The organism is Bacillus sp. LR_5 (assembly GCF_042709275.1).
This window is the reverse complement of sequence record NZ_JAVAXX010000050.1, coordinates 1-15,466: the sequence shown is the minus strand read 5'-3', so window position 1 is coordinate 15,466 and position 15,466 is coordinate 1. Positions and strand designations below refer to the sequence as shown.

Sequence of the window (15,466 nt, the reverse complement as noted above, 5' to 3'; positions counted from 1 at the left end):
AATACTGGGTATTTATGCTTATCGTTTGCCACAATCGCGGAATGTTTATTTTAGTGTGGCTGGGGTAGAGTGTTTTATGTAGACATATAAAGCGGGAGGTTATGAATCATGGGGAAAAAAATTGCAGTTGTTTTAACAGATTATTTTGAGGACAGCGAGTACACTGAGCCTGCGAAAGCCTTTAAAGAAGCGGGACATGAACTGACTGTCATCGAAAAAGAAAAAGGAAAAACAGTAAAAGGCAAGCAGGGAAAAGCGGAAGTGACGGTTGACGCGTCCATTGACGACGTAAACCCTTCAGACTTTGATGCGCTTTTGATTCCCGGAGGATTTTCACCAGACCAGCTTCGCGCTGACGATCGTTTCGTCCAATTTACAAAAGCGTTTATGACTGACAAAAAACCGGTATTCGCCATTTGCCACGGCCCGCAGCTTTTAATCAATGCGAAAGCGCTCGACGGCCGAAAAGCGACGGGCTATACGTCCATTCGTGTTGACATGGAAAACGCCGGTGCCGACGTTGTGGACAAGGAAGTGGTTGTTTGCCAGGATCAATTGGTCACTAGCCGCACACCGGAAGATATACCGGCATTTAACCGCGAGTCATTGGCATTGCTTGAGAAATAAGAAAAAACGGACGCTCTTGGGCGTCCGTTTTTTGTTGCTTAGGCTTGAGCACCTGTCAGTTTCTTGTACCTGTAATACAAGAAAGCAGCTGCAGCCGTTCCGATGACCGCAATGCCGAAGTCGAATATGAAAATATGAGCGATGCCCCCCGCTTTTGCGATAAGCCCTGTTGCAATCGGCAGCAGAATCGATGCAAGACTTGAAGCGGTCGCTACAATTCCGGTAACGGTTCCTTTTCGCTTCCAGAAAAGCTCTGTCATTAACGTAATGGTAATTTGAAACACACCCGCAGTTGAAAAGCCTAAGAAAAAGGCAGTGATGTCCAGCACAACTGGGATATGAACGGTCAGCATGACTGCGAGCGTACATAAAGTAATAATAGGATATAAGAGCGTTATGAAGACAGGTTTGACCCATCTATTCAGCAAAACGGCTAATAATAAAACAGATGCCAGAGATCCTATACTATAATAGCTCAGCAATTGTACAGATGCTGATTCAGCTAAACCGGCTGCCTTTTGCGCGTAGCTCGGGAGCCAGATTTGAGAAACCGTAAATAAAGCCGTGGATGTAAAACCGATGATAATCAGTGCGGTGCCTTCCTTCTGAAAAACGGGTTCAGACAAGAAAACGGGAGATTCCTGTTGGCCGCTATTAGTTGGTTTCTTATGTTTTTTAGGAAACGAAAGCGTTGATAAATAAATAATATTCAGGAGATAGACCGCTGCCGGCAGATAAAAAGCAAATCCGTAAAACATGCTGTGGTCTGATAAAAATGTGATCAAAAGCGGCAAAAGTGCGGCCCCGACAGACATAAAGGCTTTGACCAAGACATTCGCCGAACCGGAAGCAGACGGAAAGAGCTCGGTTAGGGCCGGATATGTTCCGGCATCCATCGCTGAATTTGCGACTCCGGCTAATAAGGCGAACACAAACGCCAGCTCATAGCTCGGTGATAAAGGAATACCGACTAAAAAGACGGCCATAATTCCCGCAGAAGCGACAACAAGCGGCTTTCTGCCGATTTTATCTGATAGAACGCCGGAAATGCCGTATGTCAGCAGTTTGCCAAACCCGATAGCGGCAATGACATAACTGATGCCGGTCGGATCGGTATTCCACTGTTTTGTTAATGAAGACATATTGGATGCGAGAATGATGTTGACCATCCCCAGAAAGAAGTAGTTGATATACATTCCGGATGCTGTTTTGATAGATGTCGTTTGCATGCTTGTACTCCTTCAAATCTTATTCGAACACTTTGCTGTTTACTGTTCTAAGGAAAATTGGTTTGGGGAAATGATAAAAAAGACTCGCCGAGTTTCCGGCCAGTCTCCATTATTTACGAAGCGAGGCTAATTCTTGAGCAATCGCCTGCATTTCACTTGGGCTGAATGATTCTTTTCTCATCACCATGCTGTGAAGGTACGTGAGGTCTTCAATCTTCTCATCACTGAAATCCTCCGCTTTGATTACGCCGACGTTCAGCATGTTCAGCTTTTGGGAAATCTCTTCAATCATTTGAGTTAATGTTTCTGTATTTGGGCTGGACAAATGGTTCCATCCTTTCTATGCGCAATATAGGTATGTTTTATTCTAACAGAATTCCATCAGAAAAAAACCCTATTCTAAAAGCAGGCTTTTCATTCCAAAAAAGTGAAGACATCAGTTGAAAAGGAAATGAACATCCTACTAAGATATTCATGAAGGTTTCTTTTTAGAGAAATAGGGGCAAAGAATAGGGAGGTTGCACATCATGATAAGCGTGTTATTTGTTTGTTTAGGTAACATTTGCCGGTCTCCGATGGCGGAAGCGATTTTTCGGGACCTGGCAGCCAAAAAAGGATTAGAGGGGAAAATCAAGGCGGACTCAGCCGGTATTGGCGGCTGGCACATCGGCAACCCCCCGCATGAGGGAACGCAGGAGATATTGCGCAGAGAAGGAATCAGCTTTGATGGCATGCTGGCGCGTCAAGTCAGCGAACAGGATCTGGACGATTTTGATTACATCATTGCGATGGACGCAGAAAATATCGGGAGCCTCAGAAGCATGGCGGGTTTTAAAAACACCTCGCATATCAAAAGGCTCTTGGACTATGTTGAAGATTCAGATCTGGCTGACGTACCCGATCCTTACTACACAGGGAACTTTGAAGAGGTCTGCCAATTAATCAAAACGGGCTGTGAGCAGTTGCTTGCATCCATTCAAAAAGAAAAACAATTGTGAGTGAAAGGAGAATTTGCATGAACAACGAACGTTTAATGCTGAAAGGGATATTTCTCGGAGCTGCGGCAGGCGCGGCGTTATCACTGCTCCATAAGCCGACAAGACAGGCGTGCGGCATGAGATGGCTGACATGCAAGCATAAACTTTCACTGTATAAAAGCAATCCGGAGCTGTTAAAAAACACTGTTATCACAAAAGTGGATGAGGCCAAAAAGCTTGCCCAAACGCTTTCAAAGGAAGTCGACTTTGTGAACCAGCAGGTGAAAGAGCTGAAGAAAACAACGCCGCAAGTGATGGAACTCGTGCAAGAAACGAAAGAGCATTTTTCAAAAAAATGATCAAACATGCGAGGTGAGACGACATGAGTTTTTTGAAAGAGCTTTTCAGCAGATACACCCTTCATGAAGGACAAAGTAAATCAGCGGAGCTGGCGTATTTTTTTCTATTGTCACTGTTTCCGTTTTTGATTTTTATGCTGACGCTCACCGCGTATCTTCCGCTTTCTACCGATGATGTTTTAGGAGTCATAGAACAATATGCTCCCGCCAGTGCGATGTCTCTCGTTGAATCCATTACCCATCAAACCTTAAATAATCGAAATGGCGGTTTGCTGTCATTCGGGATTATCGCCGCATTATGGTCTGCGTCTAATGGAATGAACGCGATCGTCCGGTCGCTGAACCACGCGTATGATGTGGAAGAAAACCGCTCTTTTATCATTGTTCGTCTAACCTCTATTTTTTTGACGATTGCCATGGTATTTACGATTTTAGTGGCTTTGCTTCTGCCGGTATTTGGCCGGGAGATTGGAAGGCTCGCTTCTGACTTTGTCGGCGCATCGGATCTGTTTTTATCCGTCTGGGCCGCCATTCGCTGGGGTGTCAGCCCGCTTGTGCTTTTGATTGTTTTTTCCGCGCTGTATGTGATTGCGCCGAACAAAAAGCTGTCTCTCCGGTTTGTCATGCCGGGTGCGGTCTTTGCGACCATCGGCTGGATCGTTGTCAGCACATTGTTTTCGTTTTACGTCAGCACGTTTGCGAACTATAGCGCCACTTACGGGAGCATCGGGGGAATCATCGTTCTGATGATTTGGTTTTACTTGAGCGGCATTTTAATTATCCTAGGCGGAGAAATCAACGCTCTTTTACATAAACGTAAAAAGCTTCCTGATGAAAATCCCTACCATTAGCGCACCCTATAAACGAACTTCGGTTCAAAAAGAAGTCGGGGGGATATCGTGATGACCAAGCATACGAAAAAAGGCGGAAGCCATAACAAACAAAACTCGAAAAGCAAATCGAGCCATAAAACAAGCGGAAGCGCCAACGGACAAAACGGCTACCATTAGCATAAAAGCCTCCTGACATGATGTCGGGAGGCTTTTTGATTAAGAAGATGAAGAATAGGTTTCAGCCGGTGACCAGCTTTTCGGTTTGCCCAGCACAAGGGCCAGCCACACAGCGCTAAGCGTGAGAGTAATGAAGTAGAACAAGTTTGCGCTTTCAAATGTCTGCATATACCAGCCGCCGGCAACCGGGCCGAGGATGCTGCCGAGACTGAATGTAATGCCGCAAAGCAGGTTTCCCGCCGGCAGGAGGTGAGGCGGAAGAAGATCTGTCATATAGCTGATGCCAAGTGTAAAGGTTGATCCGACTGCCATTCCTGCAATAAAAAAGCAGCCGCCGATCACGTAGGGCGAAGGAAATACACCGGCGATGAAAAAGCAAAGAGCCCCAGTCAGCAAAATCACCAGCAGCACATTCCGCCTGCCGTATTTATCGCTGAGGATGCCGAGCGGAAACTGAAAGATAATGCTTCCAATCGCAAATGCGGGAAGGATGATCGCTACTGCGTCTACTGATATCCCCAAACGGAGCGCGTACACCGGAAAGCTTCCGTTCAGCGCCGTTTCCAGAAAGCCATAGCCAAATGTAGGCATAAAGGCAACCCACCCAAACAGCATGGCCTGATAAAATCGCCTGAAACTATTGTCTGATTTGGTTTCATGAGGACTGGTTTCCGGGTATGCATTTTGTAGAAAGAAAACAAAAAGCCACGCAAACAGACTGATGCAGCCGGACACGATAAAAGGAAGCGACGGACTCAGCTTGACAAGCGGCACCATGAACGGGCCTGCGGCAAAGCCAAGGCCAAAGGAAAGCCCATAAATAGACAGGTTTCTTCCGCGATTTTGTTTTGATGACATGGAGGTCACCCACGTTTGCGTAGAGAAGTGAAGCATGTGGTCGCCGATTCCAATGAACAGGCGAAGCAGGAACCAGACCCAAACTGACTGAAGCCAAATAAATCCGAATAAGCTTAAAATGACAATGCTTCCGCCCATGACGATCAGCGGCTTGAACCCGAGCTTTCTGAGCGGCGCTTCCATAAACGGCGAAGCCAAAAGCACACCGATATACAGCCCGGTCGCGTGCAGGCCGTTGATAGCAGCGGATTCTCCATTTGTTTCAAAAATGATTGAAATGACAGGCAGCAGCATGCCTTGTGAAAACCCGGAAATGGATACGAGCAAGACAAGGATAAAGAAATGAAATCGTGACATCGTGTCAGTTCTCCTTATGTGGAATCTATGTTGATCGTACAACGTTTTCCAAAAGCAGGCAACCTGAAAAAAGCCTATATCACGCTATACATTTGCCCTCGTGTAATCATGAAGGTTTTTGTGAAGAATAAAAATAAAACAAGTCATAAAAAAGGAGCTATTTCACCATGAATCGTATCTTTTTTATTTTAGTGGCGGCCGGTGTTCCGCTTTCTGTGATTGGCAGTTTGATGCATTGGCCTTCCGCGGTTCTTTTTGCCGTTTATTGCGTGACGATTATCGCGCTTGCAAGCTATATGGGGAGGGCGACAGAATCACTTTCCATCATTGCAGGACCGCGTATCGGCGGTTTGTTGAATGCCACCTTCGGGAATGCGGTGGAGCTGATTATTTCCCTTTTTGCATTAAAGGAAGGCCTGACAGGAATCGTGCTTGCCTCTTTAACCGGTTCAGTGCTGGGGAACCTGCTGCTGGTAGCGGGCCTATCGTTTTTTGTCGGCGGTTTAAAATATAAGCGGCAGGAATTTAATATCCATGATGCCCGCCATAACTCCGGGCTTCTGATTTTTGCCATCATTGTCGCCTTTGTGATTCCGGAGGTATTCTCTGTTGGTATGGGAAACGCCAGCAAGCTCAATTTAAGCATCGGCATCAGCATCATTATGATTCTGTTGTATGTGGCGGCGCTGTACTTTAAACTTGTCACGCATCGGGGCGTTTATCAGCCGAATAATGCCGCTCAGTCTGAAGAAGAGGAAGAGCCGGAATGGTCAGGGAAGGTTGCGACGATTGTCTTGTTTGCGGCAACGATTGTGGTTGCATACATATCCGAAAACCTGGTCCATACCTTTCACTCGGTTGCTGAACAGTTCGGGTGGAGCGAGCTGTTTATCGGGGTCATCATCGTGGCGATTGTAGGAAATGCGGCGGAGCACGCGTCAGCGATTATTATGGCCTTCAAAAATAAAATGGACATTGCGGTTGAAATTGCAGTCGGCTCTACGCTGCAGATCGCTATGTTTGTCGCACCGGTTCTCGTCATCTGTTCTATCTTTTTTCCGACAAGCATGCCGCTTGTATTTACATTGCCTGAGCTCGTCGCGATGGTATCAGCGGTTCTCTTGATGATCGCGATTTCGAATGACGGGGATTCCAACTGGTTTGAAGGGGCGACACTGCTTGCTGCATATGTCATTATGGCGATCGGCTTTTTCCTTCTTTAACCTGAAAAAATGATGGATAACAACAAAGCGGGATGAAAAGACTAAGGGAAAATGCCATAGAAAGAGTGATATGATGAAAAAGCTATTTCATTCCACACTTATTGTGTTGTTATTCTTTAGTTTTTTCGGCGTTCAGCCCATCCACGCGAAAAAGCAGTTTAAGGTTCCTAATTCTGTCGCAAGCATTTCAAAGGAAAACACGTATCCGAATGCTTCACAGGATCAGCCAATGCTTCAGCCGAGCAAGCTGGCAAAGGAATTGCTCGATCATTCTGAGGTAAAGATTGAAAATCCGCATCTCATCAAAATGCTGAATGAATCCAACATATCCGGCACACCGCTTGCAGTAGGGTACCGGGCGACAATATTTCTCGGGAAATGGGCGCTCGGCTATGAATCAAATGAAACAGTCGCAAACTGGGAATATAAAAAAATCAATACAAACCGTGCGGATAACCGCGGCGGGAAAGAAACTGCTGAAATGCATTATGCCCAGGAACAGCAGTACAGAGTGAAGGGTGGCTTGACAGCTAAAGTTCCAAATGCTGAAGATGTCAAAAGCATGATGATGCAAAAAGCAATGAAGAAAACGAACCTCCCGCTTGCATTTGAGACGGTCATTGGGGCTGGCACAAAACGGGATCAGATTTATAAGGTCGCTCCTAAAAAAATCGGTTATCTACATGCATATGCACCGGCTGTGAATGAAAAAGGAAAAGTGACTTACGGAGAAGTGTACTTAGTGCTGAAAGGAAATAAACGAAAACTCGTCGTGAAAAATGTCACGTCACAGGGAATCGGCGCGTGGATTCCGGTTCAAGATCATGTCACATTTGGTTTTCAGCTTTCCTCACTGCCAAGATAAATAAAAAACTGATTCCAACTCGGAATCAGTTTTTTTGTTTATTGGGTTCTCTCGATTCGGACCGCTTCCTCAAGCATTTGCACATTGTTTTGGTAGAGCTGGCGAACGAGAACCCGTCTTACTGCAAGGCTGGCACTGAAATAATCATCATCTTTCACCATGCCTTTAACCGTAAATTCGACGCCGCGATTGATTTTATTCAATGCGGTGATGCCGTGGATTTGAAATGGTTCTGTCGGATTGCCGAATTCATCCCGCTTCAATGAATCACGAAGCTCTTCATTCAGCATGTCACATGCCTCTTCCAACACGCTGTACACGCGGTCCGGATCTTCTTTAAAGCTGATAAGAAAGGATTCGGTAATCCGCATAAAATCAATATTATAGTTCTCTATTTGTCTGACCTCGCCGTTGCTGATGGTGAGCAGCTTCCCGCTCCATTCCCGGATTTGCAGCGAGCGGAGGCCGATTTCCTCCACTGTCCCGTTGAACAAGTTGTTGACGGTGACATAATCGCCTTTGTGCAGCTGGCGTTCGTATATTAAGAACACACCAGCCAGCACATCTTTGATCAGCGATTGGGCGCCAAAACCGATCACGATACCTGCTACGCCCGCCCCGGCCAATATCTTGCCGAAATCATGCACAAATAAAGAAATAACGTAAAAGATAAAACCAATTGTCGCCGTATACTGGGTGACAGAACGGACAAGGCTTTCAATCGTTTTTTCCTTTTTTTCTTCAATAAAATCTGTCCGTTTAAAAAATAGCTGTACCAGCCGGTTGATGATAAAGACACCGATCCAAAGGATAACGGCAACGAGGAGAATATCGACGATTTTATTTTGAAAAATCTCCGTAAGTGTTTCTTTCATCCGCATCTAACTCCTGGCTTGACGTTTTGTGAAGTCTGTATCCTGATAATAACTGTTTTTGACAAGAACATTCGGTCCGAGGCACCGGACATTCGGGCAGTGGCAACTTAGTTCCTTCGCAAGCTTGGTCTCTCTCCACTTTTCATAGGCGGAAGGGAGGCTGTCCGTCTGAATGTTGCCAAGCGGCGGGGTATCACCGAAATCGGTCACGATAATGTTTCCGTCGAAAATGTTCACATTCAGGCGGGACCGGCCGTCAGGGTCATTTCGCACTGTGACGTTTTTCGCCGCGCGAAGCCGGCGAAGCAGCTTTTGGTCGTCTTCGTCCGGACTGCAGGCATAAAACGGCAGCGTTCCGAACAGCATCCACGTATTTTCATCACGAATATCCAGCAAGCGGTGAATGGCCTGTCTCATCTCTTTCAGGCTGAGGGATTCAAGAGCGCTTGCGAAATCGCTTGGATACATTGGGTGGACCTCGTGACGCTGACATTTCATATCTTCTGTGATTTGGCGGTGAATATGCTCAATATGCGGAAGTGTTCGTTTGTTCAGCATCGTTTCCGCAGATACCATTACTCCGGCATCTACGAGCGTGCGGCTGTTTTCGATCATTTTTTCAAAATAGCGCGCGCGCTGTTCGAAGGTCGGTTTTCTGTCCATCATGGCAAAGCCGATTTCAGCAAAATCTTCAACTGTACCCCAGTTATGAGAAATATGTAGCACATCGAGATACGGAATGATCCATTCGTACCGCTCGATGTCGAGGGTCAGATTTGAATTAATTTGTGTCCGCACACCCCGTTCATGGGCATATTTCAATAAAGGAACAACATATTCTTTTACTGATTTCAACGAAAGCATCGGCTCTCCGCCTGTGATGCTGATGGATCTGAGGCGCGGGATTTCCTCCAGCCGTTTTAACAGAAGATCTATTGGCAGAGCATTCGGGTCTTTAGGCTGCAATGTATAGCCTACAGCACAATGCTCGCATCTCATATTGCACAGTGTCGTTGTTGTGAATTCAACGTTTGTCAGCTGCATGTCTCCGTATTGGTCAACATCCATATAGGCTTCCCAAGGGTCAAACTCGGGCGTAATCGGACGCAGCTTCGTGTTTTGTGTCATGACTATCTAACTCCTTTATAAATGGGCATACTAACGCTGCCAACAGTTAATTTTAGACCTGATTTGCCAAGATCGCAAGTAGCGCGGCGATTGAAAAACCGCAAAAAATGAGCTACCATAATAAAAAATGAATGGAGGAACAGAATGGGGAACGCCGTAAACAATAAAGATCAGCAGATTGATTATTTAAAGAACAGACTTGACATGTTTATGAACGTCATCGATTCATTAGACCCTGAAGCAACCGACGTTGAAGATATAGACAGGCTCATCAGCATGCTTGATGACCTGGAAGCCAAATACGAACGTTTTAAAAAAGATTGGGAATAAAACCGCGCGCCCGCCGCGGTTTTTTTATTGGCATAAAGCAACAGTATAAAACAAAGCCCCTATCTGTAAAATAAGAAAAAAGCAGAAGGAGCGCTGGCCATGAAGTGGATGTGTTCAATATGCTGCGCCGCCGTATTGCTTGCCGGAGGTGCAGCACAGGCGGAAGCGGTGCCGAATGAGCCGATTAATTGGGGCTTTAAACGAAGTGTCAATCATCAGCCGCCAGATGCCGGGAAGCAGCTGAACAGTTTAATTGAAAAATATGACGCGTTTTATTTAGGGAATACAAAGGAAAAAACGATTTACTTAACGTTTGATAACGGATATGAAAATGGCTATACGCCAAAAGTGCTTGATGTCTTAAAAAAACATCGCGTAACAGGAACGTTTTTTGTCACCGGGCATTTCGTAAAGGACCAGCCTCAGCTGATCAAACGTATGTCAGATGAGGGCCATATTATCGGCAACCATTCCTTTCACCATCCGGATTTAACGACAAAAACAGCTGATCAGATTCAGGATGAACTTGATTCAGTCAATGAAGAGGTTTATAAAATTACGGGAAAGCAGGACAATCTGTACTTGCGTCCGCCGCGCGGCGTGTTCAGTGAGTACGTACTGAAAGAAACGAAACGCCTCGGCTATCAAACCGTTTTCTGGTCGGTCGCTTTTGTTGATTGGAAAATCAACAACCAAAAGGGAAAGAAATATGCCTACGATCATATGATCAAGCAGGCGCACCCGGGAGCCATTTACCTGCTTCACACCGTATCGAGGGACAATGCAGAAGCGCTGGATGACGCGATTACAGATCTGAAAAAACAGGGCTACACATTTAAAAGCATTGATGATCTGATGTTTGAGAAAGAAATGAGGCTGCCGTCTTTGTAAAAGAGAAAGACCTCTCCTTAAACGGAGAGGCTTTTCTTTATTTTATACATTTAATCAGTGCGGCCCAGTCCAGATCCCCGAAGCCTTTCTCAATCCCGTTTTCAAAATGGCTTTTGGCTAGCTCGGCAAGAGGAAGATTTGCAGAAACCCGTTTTGCGGCGGCGAGTGCCAGGTTGGTATCCTTCAGCCCTAAAGACATTTTGAAGCCGGCCGGCTCAAATTTCTGCTCGGCCATAATGGTTCCGTAATTTTGATAGACTGGAGAACCAAAGAGCGCGCTGGCGATTTCTAAAAATTGTTTTTGTTCTAAGCCGTATTTCTCCATCATTAAAAAGGATTCAGATAACGCCTCCAGCATGGACACAAGCAAGAAATTGATGCTGATTTTGGCTGCATTTGCCGTCTTGCTTTCTTCGCCGACGTCAAATACCTGCTGGCTGAGGCTGTCGAGCAGAGGCTTGGCGGTTTGCTTCGCTTCTGCCGGTCCTGCTGTTATGATGCGAAGCGCGGCTTTGGCTGCGGCATCCGGTCTGCCAAGGACAGGAGCGGCGAGAAAAAATTGTCCTTTCTCTGCATGAGCCGCTGCGAGCTTTTCTGAGAACTCAACACTGATTGTACTCATCGAGATGTGAATGCCGTTCTCTGCTAATCCTTCAAGCAGCCCGTCTTCTCCGAATGTCACGGTGCTGACAGAATCATCATCTGCAAGCATTGTGATGACAATATCAGCGGATTTTGCCGCCAGCCGCGGCGTATCAGCTGCCTGTGCGCCTTCTGTGACAAGGTCTTCTGTCTTTTGTTTCGTCCGGTTATAGACAGTCAATTCGTAGCCTGCTTGAAGAACATTTCGGGCAATGGGCTGTCCCATATTGCCGAGTCCGATGACAGCAATTTTCAATCTGATCACTCCCTGAATATTTTTTCCATTATAAACAATATGAACAGAATATGCATAGCGATCGGCTTACAACAAAAAAGAACAGCTACTCGCTGTCCTCATTTAAAAATATTGAACCATCCTTTATGTACAAACCAAATCAGCATTCCAATCACAAGCGCGGCCATCAGGCCAAGTACAGCGAAATATCCGTATTTCCAATGCAGTTCCGGCATAAAGTCGAAGTTCATACCGTATACACCGGCAATAAAGGTGAGCGGGATAAAAATGGTTGATACGATCGTCAGTGTCATCATAATCGCATTCATCCGGTTTGAGTTTAGCGTCACGTAGCTGTCACGCAAGTCAGACGTCATGTCACGGTTGGATTCCACAATTTCAGACAACTTTAACAAATGATCATATATGTCGCTGAAATAGGCTTTCGTTTCCCGCTGCTCTTTCACATGGTCAAGGCTTAAAATCCGGTAGAGCAAATCACGCATCGGGATAATCGTCCGTCTCAAATGCAATAGGTCTGTTCTGAGATCAAACACCTCGTTCATCAGCGTTCCATACGTTTTGTGGGGACGGCTTTCTTCAATTTCATTCAGCCGGTCTTCAATTTTATACACGAGAGGAAAATATTCATCAACAAGCTGATCCATGATCATATAAGAAATATGCCCGGGCCCTTTTTTCAATATGTCCGGTGAAGCATACAAACGCTCCCGGACTTTAGCGATACCTGGCGTTTCGTGTAAATGAAAGGTGACGACAAATTTTTCGCCTTGAAAGATATCGACTTCCTCCATTTCAAGTGTTTCCTTATTCAGCGCATGAATCACGTAAAAACGATAGCCGTCATAATGGTCAAGCTTCGGCCGCTGCATATGCTGGAAGCAATCCTCAATGGCAAGCGGGTGAAAATGAAAAAAATCTCTCAATAACGCCGTTTCCGTATCCTCCGGGCCGTAAAAATCAACCCAGTACCATGCAATATCAGGCTGTTCCACTCGTTCGATCGGTATATTTTTCAGCAGCTGATGCTCTGTTGTGATTGCGGTAATGTTGATCATAAACAACCCTCCACCTGCCATTATATCATGCGGTCTTTATGAGAAAAGTATACGGTACTCTCTGCCTAATTCCAGTGGCATGTTATACTGAACAAAAACGGAAAAAAGGGTGGATCTCATGTGGAAGGAAAAAGTATCTGTCACGCCTCCGTATCATTTTGACCGCGTGCTGGACAGGCTGTCTTTAGACCCCCTCAATGCTGTTGATCGAGAGGCGAGGGAAGTCCGTGTGCCATTCAGAAATCAAGCGGGGACCGTATGTATTGTAAAGGTACAGGCGTTAGGCCATGCGGGCGAGCCTGAGTTCCTCGTCAGCGGGGAAACGGATCAGGGAGAAATGATGAAGGAAATCAAGCGGATTTTTCAATGGGAAAATAATTTGCAGCACGTTCTGGATCATTTTTCAAAAACGAGCCTGTCCGCCATTTTTGAAGAGCATGCCGGGACGCCGCTTGTTCTGGACTACAGCGTGTACAACTGCATGATGAAATGCATTATCCACCAGCAGCTCAATCTTTCCTTCGCTTACACGCTAACAGAACGGTTTGTTCATGCGTTTGGCGAGCAGAAGGATGGCGTGTGGTGCTATCCAAAGCCGGAAACGATTGCGGAACTCGATTATCAGGATCTGCGTGATCTGCAATTCAGCATGAGAAAAGCGGAATACACCATTGATACATCAAGGATGATCGCAGAAGGCACACTCAGCTTGTCAGAGCTGCCGCATATGGCGGATGAAGACATTATGAAGAAACTGATCAAAATTAGGGGTATCGGCCCGTGGACCGTGCAAAATATCCTCATGTTCGGACTTGGCCGTCCCAATTTATTCCCGCTTGCCGATATCGGCCTCCAGAATGCCATCAAACGCCACTTTCAGCTGGACGATAAGCCGGCAAAGGATGTCATGCTGGCGATGAGCAAGGAGTGGGAGCCTTATTTAAGCTATGCGTCTTTATATTTGTGGAGAAGTATAGAATAATTCATCTGACAATGAAGGAAATCCTGCAAACGTGTTATACTAGAAAGATGTGAAAAAACCATTTCACTTTCTGCCATCCGCAGAAAGCTTTATATAGAAACGGAGAGAACAACGTGAACCAACAAAAGAAACAGGCGCCCGTCGAACTGAAGGTCGGACAAACTTTTCCGCTGACGATTAAGCGTCTCGGCATTAACGGAGAAGGTGTCGGCTATTTTAAGAAAAAAGTCGTCTTCGTGCCCGGCGCGCTTCCTGGCGAAGAAGTTGTTGTGCAGGCCACAAAGGTCCAGCCGAAGTTTTCGGAGGGCCGCATTAAGAAAATCCGCAAGGCATCTGAGCACCGGGTGGCACCGCCTTGCCCTGTTTATGAACAATGCGGCGGCTGTCAGCTTCAGCACCTTGCATACAGCCAGCAGCTTCGGGAAAAACGCGATATCGTCATTCAGTCTCTTGAACGCCATACGAAGTTTAAAGTTGAAAACATGGAAATCAAAGAAACGATCGGCATGGACAACCCGTGGAATTACCGCAATAAAAGCCAATTCCAGATCGGGCGCTCGCAAAGCGGCAGCATCATCGCCGGCTTATACGGACTTGATTCTCATGACATCGTTCCGATTAAAGACTGTATCGTTCAGCATCCGGCAACGAACAAAACAACAGGCATCGTCCGCCGCATTTTAGAGGACTTCAATGTGTCTGTTTATAATGAAAGAAAACGAAAAGGCGACGTTCGCACGATCGTGACGAGAGTCGGCTTTGAAACAGGCGAAGTGCAGGTCGTGCTTGTAACTGCAAAAGAAACGCTTCCGCACAAGGAAGAAATCGTCAAAGCGATTCAAAAGCGATTGCCAGAGGTCAAATCCATTATTCAGAATGTAAACGGGGCGAAAACTTCAGTGATTTTTGGCGAGAAAACAAAACAGCTTGCCGGAAAAACAGTAATTCAAGAAGTGCTCGGCGACGTATCTTTTGAATTGAGCGCCCGCGCTTTCTTCCAGCTCAATCCGGAACAGACCGTCAAGCTGTATGATGAAGTGAAAAAAGCGGCGCAGCTGACCGGAAAAGAAAAAGTCGTTGATGCGTATTGCGGCGTCGGCACTATCGGCATGTGGGTTGCGGACGGAGCGAAGGAAGTCCGCGGCATGGACGTCATCAAGGAATCGATTGACGATGCTAAGAAAAACGCCAAAAAACACGGCATGGCAAATGCCACATACGTAACAGGAACAGCCGAGCACTGGCTCCCGAAATGGACGAAAGAAGGCTTCCGCCCGGACGTCGTCATTGTAGACCCGCCAAGAACGGGCTGTGACAGCACGTTCTTGGACACGATCAAAAAAGTCAAACCGAAACGCTTTGTCTACGTTTCCTGCAATCCATCCACGCTTGCGAAGGATTTGCAGACGCTTTCGAAGGACTATCGCGTGGACTATATTCAGCCTGTCGATATGTTTCCGCAGACGGCGCATGTTGAAGCAGTGGCGAGGCTTGTATTAAAATCGTCCAACTAAAATAAACAATACCTAATCAGACCTGGATTTCGGTAAAATAAACAATTCCGATTTCCAGGTCTTTTTCATGTGCAGCCCTTGTCCTAACTGTCTTTTCTCAATTTTATCTTCCTTCTCATTCTCGGAGATCTTTATTTTAACTGGCGAAAAGAATTGAAAAAACGTGTTGAAAAGCAGGTGAAAAAAAGCGTTATTTAACCGGAAAAATATCCTCCCAGTATGTTTAAAATACATGAGTAGAATGATGTAAAATCATAGATGTATTTTCATAATTTGTAAAATTAT

17 protein-coding genes are annotated in these 15,466 nt (G+C 46.0%); 10 read left to right on the top strand and 7 right to left on the bottom strand.

What is annotated here, in order from left to right:
• The first annotated feature begins 108 nt into the window (after positions 1 to 108).
• Complete coding sequence (yfkM, locus tag RAC86_RS12935) at positions 109 to 627, top strand: general stress protein 18 (protein WP_014479166.1); 519 nt, start codon at positions 109 to 111, stop codon at positions 625 to 627.
• Between the two features lie 38 nt (positions 628 to 665).
• Here the strand turns inward: yfkM and RAC86_RS12930 are convergent, their stop codons facing one another.
• Positions 666 to 1,856, bottom strand: coding sequence for an MFS transporter (locus RAC86_RS12930; protein WP_003233671.1), 1,191 nt, complete (start codon positions 1,854 to 1,856; stop codon positions 666 to 668).
• Positions 1,857 to 1,965: 109 nt separating this feature from the next.
• Positions 1,966 to 2,181, bottom strand: coding sequence for a DUF1128 domain-containing protein (locus tag RAC86_RS12925; RefSeq protein WP_015715504.1), 216 nt, complete (start codon positions 2,179 to 2,181; stop codon positions 1,966 to 1,968).
• Between the two features lie 202 nt (positions 2,182 to 2,383).
• Here RAC86_RS12925 and yfkJ point away from each other — a divergent pair, with 202 nt between their 5' ends.
• The 3 genes from yfkJ to RAC86_RS12910 are packed head-to-tail and all read left to right on the top strand — an operon-like array spanning position 2,384 to position 4,043.
• Complete coding sequence (gene yfkJ, locus RAC86_RS12920) at positions 2,384 to 2,854, top strand: protein-tyrosine-phosphatase (protein WP_003243480.1); 471 nt, start codon at positions 2,384 to 2,386, stop codon at positions 2,852 to 2,854.
• A 17-nt stretch (positions 2,855 to 2,871) separates the two neighbouring features.
• Positions 2,872 to 3,192, top strand: coding sequence for a hypothetical protein (locus RAC86_RS12915; RefSeq protein WP_003233665.1), 321 nt, complete (start codon positions 2,872 to 2,874; stop codon positions 3,190 to 3,192).
• 23 nt (positions 3,193 to 3,215) lie between these two features.
• The gene (locus RAC86_RS12910; protein WP_014479170.1) at positions 3,216 to 4,043 is read left to right on the top strand and encodes a YihY family inner membrane protein; all 828 of its coding nucleotides are present in this window, start codon (positions 3,216 to 3,218) and stop codon (positions 4,041 to 4,043) included.
• Positions 4,044 to 4,241: 198 nt separating this feature from the next.
• On the opposite strand, the gene RAC86_RS12905 is transcribed toward RAC86_RS12910, so the two are convergent.
• A complete protein-coding gene (locus RAC86_RS12905; protein WP_003243008.1) occupies positions 4,242 to 5,417 on the bottom strand; it encodes an MFS transporter in 1,176 nt (391 codons plus the stop codon).
• Between the two features lie 167 nt (positions 5,418 to 5,584).
• Here RAC86_RS12905 and cax point away from each other — a divergent pair, with 167 nt between their 5' ends.
• Positions 5,585 to 6,640, top strand: coding sequence for a calcium/proton exchanger (cax, locus tag RAC86_RS12900; RefSeq protein WP_003233658.1), 1,056 nt, complete (start codon positions 5,585 to 5,587; stop codon positions 6,638 to 6,640).
• A gap of 70 nt (positions 6,641 to 6,710) precedes the next feature.
• The gene (locus tag RAC86_RS12895; protein ID WP_003233657.1) at positions 6,711 to 7,505 is read left to right on the top strand and encodes a YfkD famly protein; all 795 of its coding nucleotides are present in this window, start codon (positions 6,711 to 6,713) and stop codon (positions 7,503 to 7,505) included.
• Between the two features lie 38 nt (positions 7,506 to 7,543).
• Here RAC86_RS12895 and mscC read toward each other — a convergent pair whose 3' ends face one another.
• The gene (mscC, locus tag RAC86_RS12890) at positions 7,544 to 8,386 is read right to left on the bottom strand and encodes a mechanosensitive ion channel protein MscC (RefSeq protein ID WP_010886444.1); all 843 of its coding nucleotides are present in this window, start codon (positions 8,384 to 8,386) and stop codon (positions 7,544 to 7,546) included.
• The gene (gene yfkAB / locus RAC86_RS12885) at positions 8,387 to 9,508 is read right to left on the bottom strand and encodes a radical SAM/CxCxxxxC motif protein YfkAB (RefSeq protein WP_003233655.1); all 1,122 of its coding nucleotides are present in this window, start codon (positions 9,506 to 9,508) and stop codon (positions 8,387 to 8,389) included.
• 144 nt (positions 9,509 to 9,652) lie between these two features.
• On the opposite strand from yfkAB, the gene RAC86_RS12880 reads away from it, so the two are divergent.
• On the top strand, positions 9,653 to 9,838 hold the full coding sequence (locus RAC86_RS12880) for an SE1561 family protein (RefSeq protein WP_003223132.1): 186 nt from the start codon (positions 9,653 to 9,655) through the stop codon (positions 9,836 to 9,838).
• Positions 9,839 to 9,937: 99 nt separating this feature from the next.
• Entirely contained in the window at positions 9,938 to 10,729 is a 792-nt protein-coding gene (gene pdaA / locus RAC86_RS12875) for a delta-lactam-biosynthetic de-N-acetylase (protein WP_003244439.1), read from the top strand.
• Positions 10,730 to 10,766: 37 nt separating this feature from the next.
• Here pdaA and RAC86_RS12870 read toward each other — a convergent pair whose 3' ends face one another.
• A complete protein-coding gene (locus RAC86_RS12870; protein ID WP_046380859.1) occupies positions 10,767 to 11,627 on the bottom strand; it encodes an NAD(P)-dependent oxidoreductase in 861 nt (286 codons plus the stop codon).
• Between the two features lie 98 nt (positions 11,628 to 11,725).
• Positions 11,726 to 12,685: a magnesium/cobalt transporter CorA gene (gene corA, locus RAC86_RS12865; RefSeq protein WP_029317480.1), complete on the bottom strand. Its 960-nt coding sequence runs from the start codon at positions 12,683 to 12,685 to the stop codon at positions 11,726 to 11,728.
• A 118-nt stretch (positions 12,686 to 12,803) separates the two neighbouring features.
• On the opposite strand from corA, the gene RAC86_RS12860 reads away from it, so the two are divergent.
• Both RAC86_RS12860 and rlmD read left to right on the top strand, forming a co-directional pair.
• Entirely contained in the window at positions 12,804 to 13,667 is an 864-nt protein-coding gene (locus RAC86_RS12860) for a DNA-3-methyladenine glycosylase family protein (RefSeq protein ID WP_377885693.1), read from the top strand.
• Between the two features lie 113 nt (positions 13,668 to 13,780).
• On the top strand, positions 13,781 to 15,181 hold the full coding sequence (rlmD, locus tag RAC86_RS12855; protein WP_003233644.1) for a 23S rRNA (uracil(1939)-C(5))-methyltransferase RlmD: 1,401 nt from the start codon (positions 13,781 to 13,783) through the stop codon (positions 15,179 to 15,181).
• Positions 15,182 to 15,466 lie beyond the last annotated feature (285 nt).

Coding starts and splice junctions, on each gene's coding strand:
- yfkM (WP_014479166.1), top strand. CDS start 109: ATGGGGAAAAAAATTGCAGTTGTTTTAACAGATTATTTTGAGGACAGC.
- RAC86_RS12930 (WP_003233671.1), bottom strand. CDS start 1,856: ATGCAAACGACATCTATCAAAACAGCATCCGGAATGTATATCAACTAC.
- yfkJ (WP_003243480.1), top strand. CDS start 2,384: ATGATAAGCGTGTTATTTGTTTGTTTAGGTAACATTTGCCGGTCTCCG.
- RAC86_RS12915 (WP_003233665.1), top strand. CDS start 2,872: ATGAACAACGAACGTTTAATGCTGAAAGGGATATTTCTCGGAGCTGCG.
- RAC86_RS12910 (WP_014479170.1), top strand. CDS start 3,216: ATGAGTTTTTTGAAAGAGCTTTTCAGCAGATACACCCTTCATGAAGGA.
- RAC86_RS12905 (WP_003243008.1), bottom strand. CDS start 5,417: ATGTCACGATTTCATTTCTTTATCCTTGTCTTGCTCGTATCCATTTCC.
- cax (WP_003233658.1), top strand. CDS start 5,585: ATGAATCGTATCTTTTTTATTTTAGTGGCGGCCGGTGTTCCGCTTTCT.
- RAC86_RS12895 (WP_003233657.1), top strand. CDS start 6,711: ATGATGAAAAAGCTATTTCATTCCACACTTATTGTGTTGTTATTCTTT.
- mscC (WP_010886444.1), bottom strand. CDS start 8,386: ATGCGGATGAAAGAAACACTTACGGAGATTTTTCAAAATAAAATCGTC.
- yfkAB (WP_003233655.1), bottom strand. CDS start 9,508: ATGACACAAAACACGAAGCTGCGTCCGATTACGCCCGAGTTTGACCCT.
- RAC86_RS12880 (WP_003223132.1), top strand. CDS start 9,653: ATGGGGAACGCCGTAAACAATAAAGATCAGCAGATTGATTATTTAAAG.
- pdaA (WP_003244439.1), top strand. CDS start 9,938: ATGAAGTGGATGTGTTCAATATGCTGCGCCGCCGTATTGCTTGCCGGA.
- corA (WP_029317480.1), bottom strand. CDS start 12,685: ATGATCAACATTACCGCAATCACAACAGAGCATCAGCTGCTGAAAAAT.
- RAC86_RS12860 (WP_377885693.1), top strand. CDS start 12,804: ATGTGGAAGGAAAAAGTATCTGTCACGCCTCCGTATCATTTTGACCGC.